This window comes from Streptococcus orisratti DSM 15617, from assembly GCF_000380105.1.
GTDB classification, from domain to species: Bacteria; Bacillota; Bacilli; order Lactobacillales; family Streptococcaceae; genus Streptococcus; species Streptococcus orisratti.
The window spans coordinates 1-14,931 of record NZ_KB904493.1; the positions used below are offsets into that span (position 1 = coordinate 1).

General features: G+C 38.3%; 20 protein-coding genes. 2 read left to right on the forward strand and 18 right to left on the reverse strand.

The features are described 5' to 3' along the window. From A3I7_RS0109045 to A3I7_RS0109115, 15 genes are all read right to left on the reverse strand, one after another. On the reverse strand, window positions 1-206 hold a 206-nt coding region (locus A3I7_RS0109045), incomplete at its 3' end, for a helix-turn-helix domain-containing protein (RefSeq protein ID WP_018376159.1). 96 nt (window positions 207-302) lie between these two features. Continuing rightward, window positions 303-545 carry a membrane protein insertion efficiency factor YidD gene (gene yidD / locus A3I7_RS0109050; protein ID WP_018376467.1) on the reverse strand — a complete coding sequence of 81 codons (243 nt, stop codon included), beginning with the start codon at window positions 543-545 and terminating at the stop codon, window positions 303-305. Beyond that, on the reverse strand, window positions 542-1,267 hold the full coding sequence (locus A3I7_RS0109055; RefSeq protein WP_018376468.1) for a pseudouridine synthase: 726 nt from the start codon (window positions 1,265-1,267) through the stop codon (window positions 542-544). Before A3I7_RS0109055 ends, yidD begins: the two co-directional genes overlap by 4 nt. 118 nt (window positions 1,268-1,385) lie before the next feature. Further along, window positions 1,386-1,961, reverse strand: a complete 576-nt coding sequence (gene scpB / locus A3I7_RS0109060; protein WP_018376469.1) for an SMC-Scp complex subunit ScpB — start codon at window positions 1,959-1,961, stop codon at window positions 1,386-1,388. A 15-nt stretch (window positions 1,962-1,976) separates the two neighbouring features. Continuing rightward, on the reverse strand, window positions 1,977-2,684 hold the full coding sequence (locus A3I7_RS0109065; protein ID WP_018376470.1) for a segregation/condensation protein A: 708 nt from the start codon (window positions 2,682-2,684) through the stop codon (window positions 1,977-1,979). Next, complete coding sequence (gene xerD / locus A3I7_RS0109070; protein ID WP_018376471.1) at window positions 2,674-3,423, reverse strand: site-specific tyrosine recombinase XerD; 750 nt, start codon at window positions 3,421-3,423, stop codon at window positions 2,674-2,676. Before xerD ends, A3I7_RS0109065 begins: the two co-directional genes overlap by 11 nt. Next, window positions 3,416-3,883 carry a cyclic-di-AMP-binding protein CbpB gene (cbpB, locus tag A3I7_RS0109075; protein WP_018376472.1) on the reverse strand — a complete coding sequence of 156 codons (468 nt, stop codon included), beginning with the start codon at window positions 3,881-3,883 and terminating at the stop codon, window positions 3,416-3,418. The genes xerD and cbpB overlap by 8 nt, the downstream gene beginning before the upstream one ends. After that, window positions 3,880-4,401, reverse strand: a complete 522-nt coding sequence (locus A3I7_RS0109080; RefSeq protein WP_018376473.1) for a metallophosphoesterase — start codon at window positions 4,399-4,401, stop codon at window positions 3,880-3,882. Before A3I7_RS0109080 ends, cbpB begins: the two co-directional genes overlap by 4 nt. After that, on the reverse strand, window positions 4,383-5,381 hold the full coding sequence (locus tag A3I7_RS0109085; RefSeq protein ID WP_018376474.1) for a nucleoside-triphosphate diphosphatase: 999 nt from the start codon (window positions 5,379-5,381) through the stop codon (window positions 4,383-4,385). Before A3I7_RS0109085 ends, A3I7_RS0109080 begins: the two co-directional genes overlap by 19 nt. Window positions 5,382-5,392: 11 nt before the next feature. After that, window positions 5,393-6,193: a glutamate racemase gene (gene racE, locus A3I7_RS0109090; RefSeq protein WP_018376475.1), complete on the reverse strand. Its 801-nt coding sequence runs from the start codon at window positions 6,191-6,193 to the stop codon at window positions 5,393-5,395. A gap of 155 nt (window positions 6,194-6,348) precedes the next feature. Next, complete coding sequence (locus A3I7_RS0109095) at window positions 6,349-6,591, reverse strand: YneF family protein (RefSeq protein ID WP_018376476.1); 243 nt, start codon at window positions 6,589-6,591, stop codon at window positions 6,349-6,351. Between the two features lie 320 nt (window positions 6,592-6,911). Next, complete coding sequence (locus A3I7_RS0109100) at window positions 6,912-8,156, reverse strand: diaminopimelate decarboxylase (protein ID WP_018376477.1); 1,245 nt, start codon at window positions 8,154-8,156, stop codon at window positions 6,912-6,914. 98 nt (window positions 8,157-8,254) lie between these two features. Then, a complete protein-coding gene (locus tag A3I7_RS0109105; RefSeq protein WP_018376478.1) occupies window positions 8,255-8,944 on the reverse strand; it encodes a Bax inhibitor-1/YccA family protein in 690 nt (229 codons plus the stop codon). 54 nt (window positions 8,945-8,998) lie between these two features. Then, a complete protein-coding gene (locus A3I7_RS0109110; RefSeq protein WP_018376479.1) occupies window positions 8,999-9,499 on the reverse strand; it encodes an HD domain-containing protein in 501 nt (166 codons plus the stop codon). A 38-nt stretch (window positions 9,500-9,537) separates the two neighbouring features. After that, the gene (locus A3I7_RS0109115; RefSeq protein WP_026217212.1) at window positions 9,538-10,278 is read right to left on the reverse strand and encodes a TrmH family RNA methyltransferase; all 741 of its coding nucleotides are present in this window, start codon (window positions 10,276-10,278) and stop codon (window positions 9,538-9,540) included. Window positions 10,279-10,309: 31 nt separating this feature from the next. Here A3I7_RS0109115 and A3I7_RS0109120 point away from each other — a divergent pair, with 31 nt between their 5' ends. Then, a complete protein-coding gene (locus tag A3I7_RS0109120) occupies window positions 10,310-10,588 on the forward strand; it encodes an acylphosphatase (protein ID WP_018376481.1) in 279 nt (92 codons plus the stop codon). Between the two features lie 83 nt (window positions 10,589-10,671). Continuing rightward, window positions 10,672-11,613 carry a membrane protein insertase YidC gene (gene yidC, locus A3I7_RS0109125; RefSeq protein WP_018376482.1) on the forward strand — a complete coding sequence of 314 codons (942 nt, stop codon included), beginning with the start codon at window positions 10,672-10,674 and terminating at the stop codon, window positions 11,611-11,613. A gap of 431 nt (window positions 11,614-12,044) precedes the next feature. Here yidC and greA read toward each other — a convergent pair whose 3' ends face one another. The 3 genes from greA to A3I7_RS0109140 all read right to left on the reverse strand — a co-directional run bounded on the left by greA (window position 12,045) and on the right by A3I7_RS0109140 (window position 14,886). Next, window positions 12,045-12,527 (reverse strand): transcription elongation factor GreA, encoded by a 483-nt coding sequence (greA, locus tag A3I7_RS0109130; RefSeq protein ID WP_018376483.1) that lies wholly within the window; start codon window positions 12,525-12,527, stop codon window positions 12,045-12,047. A gap of 95 nt (window positions 12,528-12,622) precedes the next feature. Beyond that, the gene (gene mltG, locus A3I7_RS0109135; protein WP_018376484.1) at window positions 12,623-14,284 is read right to left on the reverse strand and encodes an endolytic transglycosylase MltG; all 1,662 of its coding nucleotides are present in this window, start codon (window positions 14,282-14,284) and stop codon (window positions 12,623-12,625) included. 107 nt (window positions 14,285-14,391) lie between these two features. Beyond that, window positions 14,392-14,886, reverse strand: coding sequence for a GNAT family N-acetyltransferase (locus tag A3I7_RS0109140; protein ID WP_026217213.1), 495 nt, complete (start codon window positions 14,884-14,886; stop codon window positions 14,392-14,394). Window positions 14,887-14,931: the final 45 nt, after the last annotated feature.

The window sequence follows — 14,931 nt, forward strand, 5'->3', positions numbered from 1 at the left end:
TTTAGTTCCTTACTATACTTCATCCAGCGACGGCTTTCCTCTAGCCCCTCAATACCAGATTCTTTGTACTTCCGAACCCAGTTCGATAGGGTGTCTTTAAACACACCATGGTGCCTAGCTAACCAGCTAAGTGATTTCCCAGCTTCCAAGTGGAGTAGAACAATTTCTAGTTTCTCAGAGACAGACTTTGGACTTCTTTTGGACATAATAAAACTCCCTTTATAGTTTCTAGTGAAAATTTTTGTTTTTTCACTGTCCACTATAAGGGGAGTATATCAATAACTTGAGGGGATTTTTATGTGTCAGTCGTTGCGATTTCTATGTAAACTAAAATGGTCTGGAACAGGGTCTTCTCCTCCTTCAACAAGCGGATGACAGCGAAGAATACGGGCAATTCCCATAAGGACACCTTTGGCCCCATGTTTTTCAATAGCTTCGATCATGTAAGCCGAGCAAGTCGGTTTGTAGCGACAGGATGGTGGAAAGGCTGGAGATATGAATTTTTGATAAAAGCGAACAGGTGCTATCAAAAGCTTTTTTATCATTTAACCTTATTAATAGCCATGTTATGCAATTGACTAATTTCTTTTTTATTAAGCCTGCGTGATTCACCTGGACGTAGACCTGTCAAATCCAGATTCCCGAAACGAATGCGAGATAACTTGTCCACCAATAGTCCTACACTTTCAAACATTTTTTTAACCTGATGATTGCGACCTTCATGAATAGTCAATTCAACGACAGAGCGGTTCTTTTCTGGCTCAACTTTGATAATATTATAACGTGCTGGCTTAGTTTTCTTGCCATCAATAACAAGGCCTCTAGTCAATGGACGAAGATTCTCCTTTGTCGCTATACCTTTAACACGCGCCAGATAAACCTTGTCAATCTCATTTCGAGGATGAATCATCTTATCAGTGAAATCCCCATCATTGGTTAAAATTAACAAACCAGATGTGTCCCAGTCAAGTCTCCCGACAGGATAAATCCGCTCCTTTACTTGAGGTAGAAGGTCAATAACAGTTTTGCGCCCTTTCTCATCAGATACTGATGAAATCACACCTCGCGGCTTATTGAGAAGATAATAGACTTTCTCCTCATTGTAAATCGGTGTTCCTTCTACTTCAACAAGATCACCAGCTTTGACAATTGTCGCCAATTCTCTAACAACCTGACCATTGATGGTCACAAGACCTTTTTTGATAAGTTCTTCAGCTTTACGGCGGCTGGCAACACCAGCATGCGCAATGTATTTATTTATTCTCATTTTCTTCTCCTCGCGGACTCACGTCCGTGTTTTTTGATATAGTTCCCTAGGATATAGCAGTGGATCACTGGTTATCCTAATATACAACAAAGTGTGCTATGAAAATGGCAGAGGTAAATTACTCATTTTTCTCTTCTTCTGGAATCTCAGTGGTGTTGAATAGTGTCATCTCTTCTTCACCAATTTCCACATCAGAAACATCAACAAGTTCTGCCAAATCATTGATACCCATAAAATCCAAGAAATAATCAGTCGTTGCATATAAATTTGGTCGACCAATAACCTCTTTCTTCCCAGCTTCTGTAATCAAACCCAATGCCATAAGTTTACTAATAGCAGAAGTTGAATTAACACCTCGAATATCATCAACCTCAATTCGTGTGATGGGTTGCTTGTAGGCAATAATAGACAAAACTTCTGTGCTGGCACGCGATAAACTTTGATTAACTGGTGCCTTGGCAAAATCACGCAACAAGTCTGCAAAAACTTCTTTTGTTACCAACTTATAAGTATTTGATGTTTCCAAAAGACAAAGACTGGAACTATCATCTTCTTGGTATTTTTGCGACAATTTTTCCAACTGTTGCTGAAGAGCTGTGGGGGTAAGATTTAATAGACTAGCCAACTGGCGCAAACTCAAGCCATCCTCACCCGCTACAAAAAGCAATGCTTCAACTTGGGCTAAATAATTCATATCATGCTTCTCCATCTACTCGGTAGGTTTGGTTAAAATAATATCCCCAAAATTTTCATCTTGTTCAACTACAGCCTCATGAATTTTTATCAGTTCCAGAGTCGCTAGAAAAAGTGTCAGCATTTCTTGAACAGACTGACATTCTTCAAAAACAGTAGTCAAGGTCAATACTGGCTGAACTGCCAAACGCTGCTGTATGCTACTCATCATATCCTCAATCCGAAAATCATCACGCTCAATAACCGTATGATTGCACCGAAAGGACTCTTTCTTATCTGCCATAAGCTTTGAAAAAGCGAGAAAAAGATCCATGGTAGTCTTGTCCTGATTCAGCACCGCATTTTCAAAAATCAATTCTTGCTTTGGCTTCGAATAAAACTTGGCTCTCTCTTCGTGCTGGAGTGTCATCTCTTCACTCAGAACCTTGAAACGACGATATTCCTCGATTTGTGAAATCAAAACTTGCTCAAGATCCTCTTCATCTGCCTGCTCTTCTACTACCTTAGGCAAAAGTTTTCGGCTTTTTATCAGCATAAGCTGACTGGCCATAAGCATATACTCACCTGCCACCTCTAACTTCATAGCTTGTAAGGTTGAAATATAAGTCAAGTACTGCTCTATCACCTCCACAATGGGAACATCATAAATATCCATCTGGTATTTGGATACTAAGTGAAGCAGTAAATCCAGAGGTCCTTCAAAATCTTTTAATTTAATATCCATTCTTATAATACTTCTCCAGCGTTATTGGACTTTTCAGACCTAGAAGCCGACTAACCTGGCTTATGCTTTTCCCGTCTTCCTTTTGCTTTAGAATAAATTGCTGACGCAGATCTTTAGCTGTCAAAGTTGTTAAGCCTATCTCAGCCAAAAAATCTTTAAGCCGTTGAAAAAACCACTGTCGTGAGTAAGATTTGCCATTCTTATCAAACAGATAAATCTGATCAGAAGAGACAGCACGTTCTAAATAAGGTAGAAGCTGATGTGGAATTTCCAAAACGCGAACGCTACCACTCTTCCCCAAGCGTAAAATAGCAAAATCAAGGTCAAGATTAATCAACTTGATTTCCTTAAGTTCATTTGGTACTAGGCCTAATTCTAAGATTAGTAGAGCAATCAGTTGACCTGAGATATATTTTGTTTCTTGGTAAAATAAACTTCTATCAATCAAATTTTCTTTGACTACTTGAGCGACTAGTTTCTCGCTATTCTTCAGCTTAAAAAAGGTGTCAATTCTACCAGTCTCATAAAGAAAGAATAAAAATTGATTGACTGCTGACAACTTGCGTTTCTTGACAGAAACCTTGAGTTTAGTCAGCGACTGTTCATAAAGCGCCAGCTTTTCTCGGGTGATGGTATCGCAAACTGTCGTCGCAAATTGTTGAAGGTCATAAAAATAGGCTGCTCTGCTATTTTCTGACAACTCCTTACTGGCTACAAAGGCGTCTATCCACTCAATCATGTTTTGACCTTATCTCATAATCGTCGGTAAAATCATGTAAAAGGCTATTTACGGCTTTCAAAATTGATTTACGCGTAATAATACCAATGAAAATATTATCTTTATCAACAACAGGAAGAAATGGGTATTCCACCAATTTGTGCATTGTTTCTGTCAGAGTTGCCTCAATAGGAAGGGTTTCGATTTTATCGTTGACCATACATCCAATATCCATAGAAGTCATTTCCCAATCTGCTAAATGATGTTTAGATTGATAAGAAAGGATATCTGAGATACTGATAGTCCCAACATACTTCTTATCTTTGGTAATGACTGGCACTCGCGAATAACCATTATTAGCCAAAAGTAGCATAACATGTTCAGCATTGTGTGTATCAATAAAAATTGCTAAATCATCAGCAGGAATAAGATAAGAATCAAGGTGGCTTAATAAAAATTGTTCAAATTCTTTTGCAATCATCGTGAAAAATCCTTTGAAATAGCTGGAAAAAGTTTGTGGTCACGTGTGTAATAGTCAACTTTGATACTATCAGTGGTTATCTCTACCAGAGCATAGAGTTTTTCGTTGATTTCTCCACGAGGCTGTAGAACACTACCAGGATTAACAAAAACGATATTTCCTTCTTTCCAAGCTGCTGCCCGGTGAAGGTGCCCATAAAGACAAATATCTGCCTGTGCTTCCTGAGCAAACAAATCCAGCCTATCCCACATAAAATTAATGTGATAAAGGTGACCATGTGTTTGAGCAATGGTTGCATTTGGTAAGTGGACAACCAAACTATTTGGATAGCCTGAGTCATAGTCACAATTTCCTGCCACTACATGGATACCTTCCCAAATTGGATCTGAACTAGACAATTCAGAATCACCATTATGAAAAATAGCATCTACTTTCCCCAGATAACGTTCCTTGATATTTTTAACAATTTCTCGGTCACCATGTGAATCACTCATCACAACTATTCTTGTGCTTGCCATTTTGGAAATACCTCCATCAATTTCTTGACCGCTTGACCACGATGGGAGAGCTCATTTTTTTCTTCTGCTGTTAACTCCGCAGCATGATGACCCGTTTCCCCAACAATAAACAGTGGGTCATAGCCAAAACCATTTTTACCTTTAGGCTCTGTAGCAATGTAGCCTGCCCAATCAGCATCAACTACCAAGCTTTCCTTGCCCGGCGCTGCTACAACTAATGTTGTATGGAACTGAGCAGAACGCTTTTCCTTGTCAAAAACCATGGCCAACTCATGCAATAGTTTAGCATTATTTTTTTCATCAGTTGCGTCTGGTCCAGAAAAGCGAGCAGACCAGACCCCCGGCAATCCACCCAAAGCATCAACTTTGAGTCCTGAATCATCAGATAAGACCATTTTACCAGTCAATTCAGAAATCGTTTCAGCTTTTAGACGAGCGTTTTCCTCAAAAGTAACTCCCGTTTCTGCCACTTCGGGCAAGTCTGGATAGTCATTAAGATTTTCAACCTTGATGCCTAGAGCTGCAAACATCTTTCGAAACTCTTTGGTTTTACCTTCATTGCGCGTTGCAATCAAGATAGTGTCCCCAATCTCATCAATGCCGCCACTTCCAAAAAAGTCTTTTAATAACACCCCACTCTCTGGCAAGTGTACCAGTAAAAGTTGTTCTCCTTCTTTTACCAGAATAGCCCCTTGGTGTTGAAAAACCTTGAACTGACGATTGTTTAATTTATTCAATACCTCACAGGCAAACTGAAAAAGCCTAAAGTCTGATTGTAATTTGATAACTTCAATACTGACACACTGGTTATAATTTTCATCATCATAGTTCCCAGGGATAAGTTGATTTAAGAGATGACCGATCTGAAAGACTTCTTGCTCTCTCCCTATTTCTCCGAAACTGCTAATTAGATTGGCAAAATTAGCTTTTCCGATAAACCAGTTCTGTTCATCTCTGTATTCGTAAATTTTTTCGCTCATTCATACCTCTTCTAATCACTCAGTTCAATGTGTTCAACACTCAGATCCCGACCTAGCCAATTAACAGCAATTTGCTTAAAGCTTTCAGGGTTGGCCGTTGTGTAAAAACAGTGTTCCTTCATCTCAACAGCTCTACTACGATTAATTTGAAAATAATTCAATAAAACAGAAATATCACGTACACACTCGGCACCACTATCAATTAATTTTACTTTAGGTCCCATGACATTTTGAATAATTGGTCGCAAAAGTGGGTAATGTGTACATCCTAAAACAAGTGTATCAACCCTACCGACCAAAGGTGCCAAACTTTCGTAGACTACTTTTTTAGCAATGCTTGAATTGATTTGATTGGATTCCACCAGTGGCGCAAATTTAGGACAGGATAAACTTTTAACCTCCATCTGAGGTGCCAAAGCCATAATCTTCTGCCGATAAATATCTGAGCTAATGGTCATCGGAGTTCCAATAATACCAATATTTCCAGTCAGAGTAGACTTAATTGCCGCACTAGATCCAGGCAAAATCACTCCTAAAACAGGAATATCCAGTTTCTCTTTGACTTCCTCCCAAGCAACAGCTGTTGCTGTATTACAGGCAAAGACTATCATCTTAACGTTTTTGGTCAGTAGAAAATTAACCAGTTCCCAAGTGTATTCACGAATTTGTTCGGCTGGTCTTGGTCCATAAGGAGCCCTAGCGGAATCACCAATGTACACAATTTCCTCAAAGGGTAATTGTCGCATCAACTCCTTCACAACTGTCAGCCCACCAACACCTGAATCTAAAAAACCAATTGGTCTATTATCCATAAATTTTCTTCCTAAATAGAACGTAGAACACTTAAAAACTCAGTTGGTGAGCCAACTGAGTTCTTCTTTTTTGAGCCTTTTTGCTCAAGAATCTAGTTTGCTGACTGCTTTTAATCACCATCAAAACAGTCTTTTCTAATTGATTTAGACTAAAACTATTTTTTCTTAGCCTTTGCAGCTTCTTTAGAATGTTTAATAATATTACGGTAGGTTTGTTGAATCTTAGCTTCATTTGGCTTTTGACCCATTTGACTCATCATTTCACGAAGAGCATCTGGGGTTAATCGTGGGTGTTCGCCGAGTTCTTTCTCAATTTGCTTACGAGCAATATATGCACCTCCGACAAGGCCAGCACCAAGAGCTACAATAATCAATAAAATCCATACAAAAGTTGGCATAATTCTTTAATTCTCCTAAGTTTTATTACGTTCTATATTATAGCAAAAAAGTGTTAGCTTTACAAACTCCAGTAGCTTTTCAAAGAAAATAGTAAGACCTTTAAGAACAGATAAAACAAAAAGAAACTCATTTACTCACTAGAGTAGAGAGTTTCATAACTTTGCAATTTTTCCTTTTTTAGTCAATTAACTTTGAGTAAATACTAATTAATAAATATCATAACTCAATGCGTCAAAGAGACCGTTTTCAACGCGCATCAATAGCAATAGCACAGTAACATTATCAATCTCTGTTTCGAGTATATTATTGCTCCAAAACTTTATTTCTCAAAACCAAAGCCATACAAGGTTGCGAAATAATCTTCCGGTGTTTCAGCACGGCGAATCAAGCGAGCCGAGCCATCTTCTTGGAAGAGAATTTCCGCCGAACGCAGGCGACCATTATAATTATAGCCCATTGAAAATCCATGAGCACCTGCATCGTGGATAACTAAAGTATCTCCAACACGTGCTTCAGGCAATTCACGCTGCTTGGCGAATTTATCGTTATTTTCACATAGTGAACCAACCACATCAACGACTTCAACCTTTCCACTTGGATTAGTCATATTAGTGATGTGATGGTAAGACCCATACATAGCAGGCCGCAGCAAATTGACCGCTGATGCATCTACACCAATGTAATCTCTGTAAGTTTTTTTGCGGTGTAAAACCTTTGTTACCAAAAGACCATGAGGAGCCAACATAAAGCGTCCTAGCTCAGTGTAAATACTGATATGACCGAGTCCAGCTGGCACCAAAACCTCATCAAAAACGTGATGCACACCTTCACCGATAACAGCAATATCATTAGGCTCTTGGTTAGGAAGGTAATTAACGCCGATACCGCCTGAAAGGTTGATAAAACTGAGTTCAACATCGGTCTTTTCCTTGATTTCAACAGCTAATTCAAATAATTGTTTTGCCAAAGTTGGATAATAATCATTGGTCACCGTGTTAGAGGCCAAGAAAGAATGAATCCCAAATCTTTTGACACCAGCTTCTTTCAAGTCCTTAAACCCTTGAATAAGTTGATCATGTGTCATGCCAAATTTTGACTCTTCCGGATTGTCCATAATATCCGTTCCTAGAGCAAAAACACCACCAGGGTTGTAACGAAGAGAAATGGTATCAGGAAGACCAACCTTGTCCTTGATAAAATCAATCATCTCGTAAGCATCAAGATTAATAGTTGCTCCAATTTCCTTTGCGTAGGCATACTCACGCTCAGGTGTATCATTAGACGAAAACATAATATCAGTGAAGCCCAATTTATGCGCCATCAATAGTTCAACCTCTGTCGCACAATCCACACCGCACCCTTCCTCTTGTAAAATCTTCAAGATAGTAGGATTCGGTGTTGCTTTGACCGCAAAATATTCTTTAAAGCCTTGGTTCCATGCGAAGGCTTTGTTAACTGCACGCGCTTTCTCACGAATACCTTTTTCATCATAAAGATGGAAAGGTGTCGGAAATTGTTCCGTTATCTTATCTAAATCTGCTGTTGAAATAAAGGGTGTTTTCATAGTCTATCCTCAAAAATTCAAAATATTAAAACTATTATAACATAAAGCACTGCTATTGCAAAAAATACAGAAAAAAGTTGGCAAAAAGCCAACTCTCATCAATCATTTCTCGCAAATAAACGTAAGATATTTAAGAACAAGTTGATAAAATCAAGGTAGAGACTGAGCGCCATAGAAATAGCCCAGCCATCTCCAACATTACCACCAGTAGCATCGTAAACACGTTTAATCATCTGATTATCATAAGCAATGAGACCTGAGAAAATTAAAACGGATACAATACTAATGATATAACTCATGGTTCCTGAACCAATAAACATGTTGATTAGACTTGCCACAATAATACCAATAATTGCCGCAAAGAATGCTTTAGCTAAACCTGACAAATCCTTTTTAGTCACCACACCTAAGACCGCCATAACCAAAAAGACTACCACCGATGTCAGAAAGGCTTGAAAGACCGTTGTTCTGGCATAAGAAAGAATCACAAAGCTGAGCGTGAAGCCATTTAGAGCTGAGTAAGTTAAAAACAAAGGTAAGGCCAACGGCGAATTTTTTCTTGCCGAACCGGAAGCGACGAAAACAAGCACCAATTCTAATAAAATCGCACCATAGTAAATCATAGGGGAATTTATCATGATTCCTAACATGTTATCCGTAAAAATATAAAGCATGAGGTAGGAAACGAAGGCTGACAAGCCAATCCCCATTCCAACCAGGCCATAAATTTTAGCAAAGAAGCGGTTTAAACCACTGTCTGCTTCTGTGTAAATAAGATTATCGTTCATCATATCTCCTTAAAAATAAATAGAAACTAAAGCGGAACTCCCTTGTATACGTAATTAGTGATCACTGTGTAGAATCTTACGGCTGAAGCGTCTTGGCTTCGAAAAAATTTTCCGTAAAGGTCTAGCAGCCTCTTTGACCGCCCAATACTTGTCAACCATCGTAACAATATAACCTTCCTTGTAACGCGGCGGTGCTATGGTAGCTCCCCACATGTGTTTGAGGATGATGTCTTCTTCTTTTTTATTTAAATCAATCAGTTTTCTTGCGTTACGCACAGCAATTCTAGGATGAACCCAAGCATGTCCCTTATTAAATTTGGTCACTCGCCAGTCATAGTAGAAAAAGTCATGCAAAAGACCACCACGAGCTGTTGACTTAGAATCCCACCCTAGTTTTCTAGCAATCCGAAAACTGGTGTAGGCGACATTTATAGAGTGCTCCATTCGCGTAGAATGTTGGTGCTGTATAATTCCATCCAAACGTTGAAAGCGTGGGTGGTCAATTAAATGCCCCACATATTTCATAAATTCTTGATCTTGTTCATATTTTTTCATACAAGTCACCTCTTATACTACCATTATAACATAGTAACTTAAATTAAGCTGAAAAGAACAATACCCGTAGCAACAGCAACATTTAAACTCTCTGCCTTCCCTGGCATAGTGATGTGTAGCAAATCATCAGCAAGCTCAGCCATCTCCTTAGAAATCCCTTGTCCTTCATTTCCCATAACAAGAGCAAAATGGGAGGGATTTTGAATCACTCTAAAATCCACAGACTGCTGAGAAAGAGTCGTCGCCATGACAGGCACACCTACTATCTGTAATTGTTGGCAAGCTCTGATAACATCCGTCCGCCAAATAGGCAAGTGAAAATGACTACCTTGCATAGAGCGTAAGGTTTTTTGATTGTAAATATCTGCAGACTTGTTTGAAATAATGACGCCATCAAGACCAGCCGCATCAGCCGTCCTAATCATAGTACCAAGATTTCCGGGATCTTGAATATCCTCAAGAACCAAATAACGCCCCGCTTGTAACTCTTCTAATTCACGATGTGGCATAGTAACTTCGGCAACGATTCCCTGAGGTGTTGGAGAATCTGTCAACTCTTTGAGGACATCATTGGTCACAAGAGTTACATTAGTGACATTTGGAAGTCGCTCCGCCATTTCCTCAAGAACAAAAATATGAAGAAAAGTCTCACCAGAATTTTGAGCCTCTTCGAATAAATGCCACCCCTCAATAAGATACGATTCTTGTCGATACTTTTTTTGTAAAAGTTTTTTTGTTTTTTTGATGAGATTGTTTGATTTTGAGGTTATAATAGTCATAGGAATATTATAACATATTGGAGGGATTTGCATGAAAAAAGTGCATTTAATTGTCTCTGGACGTGTTCAAGGCGTTGGTTTTCGTTATTCAACCTATGCGTTAGCACTTGAACTAGGCGATATTTATGGACGTGTCTGGAATAATGATGATGGTACTGTAGAAATTTTAGCGCAGTCAAATGATGCTGCTAAGATGGCCAAATTCATTCAAGAAATCCGCAAAGGGCCATCAAAATGGGCAAAGGTGACCTATGTCGATGTCAAGATGGGATCTTTTGACGATTATAGTGATTTTCGTATGGCTAATTAAAATCAGTCTCTAGAACTATTGTATATTTTGCTAAAAAACAGTAAAATAGTAAGGTATTATTAAATTTAAAGGAATATTTACCATTGAAAAAGAAACTTAATCGTGTCCTGCTTTCAGGACTAAGCTTGTCAATGCTCTTATTCTTAGCAGGTTGTGTTCAGACAACCAAAAAGAATGGGCAAATCGTACCAACTGGTGATGGTTGGGTTTATAACCTCCTCGTCAAACCTATGGGAGCTGTTATCCAGTATTTTGCTAACGATCTCGGACTTGGTTTTGGTATCGCAGTTATCTTAGTAACTATTATTGTTCGTTTTCTCATTTTGCCGCTGGGCTTGTACCAATCTTGGAAAGCCAGCTACCAATCTGAAAAAATGGCCTACTTAAAACCAATCTTTGAACCTATCAACGAGCGCATGCGCAACGCCTCTACACAAGAAGAAAAATTAGCTGCCCAAACCGAACTAATGGCCGCTCAAAAAGAAAATGGTGTAAGTCCATTTGGTGGTATTGGATGTTTACCACTTATCATCCAAATGCCCTTCTTCACTGCTATGTATTATGCTGCCCGCTTTACAGATGGCGTTTCCGAAAGTACATTTTTAGGGATGAATCTTGGTGAGCGCAGTCTCGCTTTAACAGCTATCATTGCAGTTCTCTATTTTGGTCAATCATGGTTGTCTATGTACGGTGTTCCTGAAGAACAAAAAGCACAAATGAAGTCAATGATGTATGTAACTCCATTAATGATGATTTTTATGTCTATCAATCTTCCAGCAGGAGTCGGTCTTTATTGGTTGGTCGGAGGCTTCTTCTCAATTTTCCAACAATTGATTACCATGTATGTCATTAAACCGCGTCTTCGTAAAAAAATTGCTGCTGAATTTGAAAAAAATCCACCCAAAGCTTACAAATCTACCAAAGCTCGCAAAGATGCAACACAAACAAATAACCAACAAACTCAATCGGCGATTTCTACCAAATCAAACAAACGCCGCAACGCAGGCAAACAACGTAAACGTTAATATATTATAAAAAGACGACACTCCATTTGCTAGGTAAACATTCTAGCAAACGGAGTGTCTTTTTGATTACCGTCTTTAACTAAGATCCTCATCTCTGGCACCTACCCTACTATATTTTCAAGAAATACTTGCTAATACTGACTAAAAATCGCTATCTGATAGTAATTGAATATATTAAAAATGGATAATTACACGATTGATGAAATCTTTTGTTATGTTAAAAAGGTATAACTCGTGAATAAATGGGAGATTGCTATTTTTGATTTCGGTTGAATACAGGTTCTAAATTTTGTTTTAGACCCTATGGTGCATCAAAAAGACCCCAATAATTTTGCAATGGACAGATTTACTCATTACGAAATTATGGGACCTGCATCATCATTTTGAAATCATACTCAAAAAATAGTGATAGCTGACTTCATTGATAGTTTTTACGCTGTTTTTTCAACGCTTAGGATTTTCACATCATAGCTACCTGCGGGGGATTCAATTGTAGCAATATCGCCTGTTTTCTTTCCGATAAGAGCCTGAGCGATTGGACTTTCATTGGAAATCTTTCCTGAGAAAATATCTGCTCCTGCTGCACCAACGATATGATATGTGTCTTTATCACTTGTACCAATTTCTTGAACAAGAACTGTCTTTCCAATCGCAACTTCATCTTTTGCAACAGCATCGCTATCAATAATCTCTGCATAGCGAATTTTTGTTTCCAAAATTTGAATTTGTCCCTCAACAAAGGCTTGTTCATCTTTTGCAGCCTCATACTCAGAGTTTTCTGAAAGATCTCCATATGAACGAGCAATTTTAATACGCTCAACAACTTCTGGACGACGAACAAGTTTATAATCTTCAAGTTCCTTTTCAAGTTGTGCTTTTTCAGCAAGTGTCATTACATAAGTTTTTTCTGCCATTTTTATTCTCTTTCCTAAATATATTTAAGTTGAAGTATTGACTCCACTATAAACGTAAGCATGATGCCTAGGCTGACACCATGCTTACATACAATTTACTGATTTAATTGACTATTGATATATTTCTCAACATTGGCTTGATGTTCTTCAAACGTTTCGGAGTAGTAAACTGCTCCAGTTTTAACATCTGCCACAAAGTAAAGATAGTCAGTTGAAGCTGGGTTAATAGTCGCTTCAATAGCTGATAGACTAGGACTATCAACTGGACCAGGCATTAAGCCAGTATTAGTATAAATATTATACGGCGAATCAATCGTTGTGTCAATAGCTGCATCTTCTGCTAAGCTGGTCTTTTCTCCAAGTTTACCCATTGCATACAGGATTGCAATGTTACTTTGCAATGGCATATTAGCATTGAGACGATTATAAAATACACTAGCAATATTTCGACGATCCTCATCTGTTGAACCTTCTTTTTCAACGAGAGATGCTAATGTAAGCACTTCATTAACGGTCATTCCCTTGCTTGCAATTGTATCATAGTAAGATGATAAATAAGAATCTGTCGTTGAAATCATTTGTTCAACTAAATCCTCAAGCGTTGTATCCTCATAATAATTGTATGTTGCTGGGAAAAGATATCCTTCTAAACGATATGTTACCTGATCAGCACTCGGAAGACTTGCAAATAGATTTGGGTACTTAGCTACCATCTTAGCAATGAATGTCTCATCCTTAACTAGTTTCAGAAAAGCATTTTTTGAAAATGGTGTTGAAGTTTTCTCACCTTTTTGAGCAATAGTATTAGTCTCCACCGCATCCGCAATCTGCTTAATTGTATAACCCTCGGTAATTAGAATTTTTCCAAGGGTTGGACGTTCTGGTTCATCAGTTCCACCTTTTTGCAACAATTTACTGATTTCATCTAAATCCATACTTGCCTTAAGATTATAATAACCACTGCCAAAATTAGTATAGTTTTTAAACTTGGTATAAAAATTAAAGATAGTCGCATCCTTAATAACTCCAGCTTTCTCAAGGATTTGTCCAATATACTTATTGCCAGAACCTTCAGGAATTTCTACTGTTATATATTTGGACGATGATTTGTCCAAGGGACCAACTGCACTGGTCACATATCGATAGGTGAAGAAACCTCCAACCAAGATTAAAATCACAGCTATGGAAATGATTGCTGAAGCAATGCGCTTTGCAAGACTATCTGTTCTTTGACGTTTTCGTCTTATTTTAGATGGTCTTGCTGGTTCTTCTGGAATAGTAGATTGTTCTACAGGGACACTTTTAGTTGTCATTGATTGCACAAACTCCTTCTCGTTATCAGGCTGATAACTTGGCTCATCTTTGACTTGCCCTACTTGTTCGTCTAAAATAGTCTCAGTAGGCTCAACTATTTTGCTGTGAGGCAATGTAAAAGCCTGTTCTAGACTTTCTAATGCTTCATCAACTTTTTGACGTTCTGAAGTCAAATGCAATTGATTTTCTTCGAGAGCTCTCTGAGCTTCTTCTGCCAATCTAATCTTTTCTGCAATCAAATCAGCATCTTTGTTTTGCTGAGTAACTTTCTCTTGCTGTTCCAAGGATTTTTGAGCAATTTCTTTAGCCTCTTGCTCTTTTCGGAACATCTCTTCCTCTCGGAGCTGACGCAAGCGATTAGCTTCTTTAATCTCTTCTAGTATCTGCTCCTTGAAACTTTTTGCTTCTTGGCTAGTATCTTTGTCTTTTTCAAAATCGGTCAAAGCTAGTCCTCCTAGTTTTAATCAATCGCCATTATAACCTAAAAATAGCATAAAATCAACAAAATCAATATTTTGTTATCATTTCGTAACAAACAGAAAGCGTTTTACTATTTTTTCAATGGATTTTCCCAAACCATATTATACCATTTAGTACCACCATGTGTTGACAATGACTCACCTTCATCAACAAATCCATTCATTTCATAGTAACCAATCAAATAGTCATGGCAAGTCAGGTTAATCCCTAAACGATTTTGAGAAACAGCTAGATCTTTTAAGGCTGCTAATAAAGATGTCCCAATTCCTTGACCTTTAAAATTCTCAGAAACGGATAGACTCGTAACAGCTATGAAGCCACCTTCTGCTACATTAGGGACCACGTGATGAAAAAGCTCATCTGTCAAGTAGCGATGTGTCACAACTGGTCCTTCGATGTATCCTGCGACTTTTCCGTTGATTTCTGCAATTAAAAATGTATCGCTAATGACCTTCAACCGTTCTGCCATTGCCTCAGGAGTAGCTGCTTCAGCTGGTGAAAAATTTGCCTGTTCTATACGTACCACATCTTCCAAGTCTTCCATATTTGCGTGTCTGATAATCATAAATTTCCTCTCAAAATGCGCAAAGAAGGAGCCTTCATCAGCCCC

What these genes read in the sequence shown, in the direction of transcription:
- yidD (WP_018376467.1), bottom strand. Translation starts at nt 545, where the DNA reads ATGATAAAAAAGCTTTTGATAGCACCTGTTCGCTTTTATCAAAAATTC.
- A3I7_RS0109055 (WP_018376468.1), bottom strand. Translation starts at nt 1,267, where the DNA reads ATGAGAATAAATAAATACATTGCGCATGCTGGTGTTGCCAGCCGCCGT.
- scpB (WP_018376469.1), bottom strand. Translation starts at nt 1,961, where the DNA reads ATGAATTATTTAGCCCAAGTTGAAGCATTGCTTTTTGTAGCGGGTGAG.
- A3I7_RS0109065 (WP_018376470.1), bottom strand. Translation starts at nt 2,684, where the DNA reads ATGGATATTAAATTAAAAGATTTTGAAGGACCTCTGGATTTACTGCTT.
- xerD (WP_018376471.1), bottom strand. Translation starts at nt 3,423, where the DNA reads ATGATTGAGTGGATAGACGCCTTTGTAGCCAGTAAGGAGTTGTCAGAA.
- cbpB (WP_018376472.1), bottom strand. Translation starts at nt 3,883, where the DNA reads ATGATTGCAAAAGAATTTGAACAATTTTTATTAAGCCACCTTGATTCT.
- A3I7_RS0109080 (WP_018376473.1), bottom strand. Translation starts at nt 4,401, where the DNA reads ATGGCAAGCACAAGAATAGTTGTGATGAGTGATTCACATGGTGACCGA.
- A3I7_RS0109085 (WP_018376474.1), bottom strand. Translation starts at nt 5,381, where the DNA reads ATGAGCGAAAAAATTTACGAATACAGAGATGAACAGAACTGGTTTATC.
- racE (WP_018376475.1), bottom strand. Translation starts at nt 6,193, where the DNA reads ATGGATAATAGACCAATTGGTTTTTTAGATTCAGGTGTTGGTGGGCTG.
- A3I7_RS0109095 (WP_018376476.1), bottom strand. Translation starts at nt 6,591, where the DNA reads ATGCCAACTTTTGTATGGATTTTATTGATTATTGTAGCTCTTGGTGCT.
- A3I7_RS0109100 (WP_018376477.1), bottom strand. Translation starts at nt 8,156, where the DNA reads ATGAAAACACCCTTTATTTCAACAGCAGATTTAGATAAGATAACGGAA.
- A3I7_RS0109105 (WP_018376478.1), bottom strand. Translation starts at nt 8,944, where the DNA reads ATGAACGATAATCTTATTTACACAGAAGCAGACAGTGGTTTAAACCGC.
- A3I7_RS0109110 (WP_018376479.1), bottom strand. Translation starts at nt 9,499, where the DNA reads ATGAAAAAATATGAACAAGATCAAGAATTTATGAAATATGTGGGGCAT.
- A3I7_RS0109115 (WP_026217212.1), bottom strand. Translation starts at nt 10,278, where the DNA reads ATGACTATTATAACCTCAAAATCAAACAATCTCATCAAAAAAACAAAA.
- A3I7_RS0109120 (WP_018376481.1), top strand. Translation starts at nt 10,310, where the DNA reads ATGAAAAAAGTGCATTTAATTGTCTCTGGACGTGTTCAAGGCGTTGGT.
- greA (WP_018376483.1), bottom strand. Translation starts at nt 12,527, where the DNA reads ATGGCAGAAAAAACTTATGTAATGACACTTGCTGAAAAAGCACAACTT.
- A3I7_RS0109140 (WP_026217213.1), bottom strand. Translation starts at nt 14,886, where the DNA reads ATGATTATCAGACACGCAAATATGGAAGACTTGGAAGATGTGGTACGT.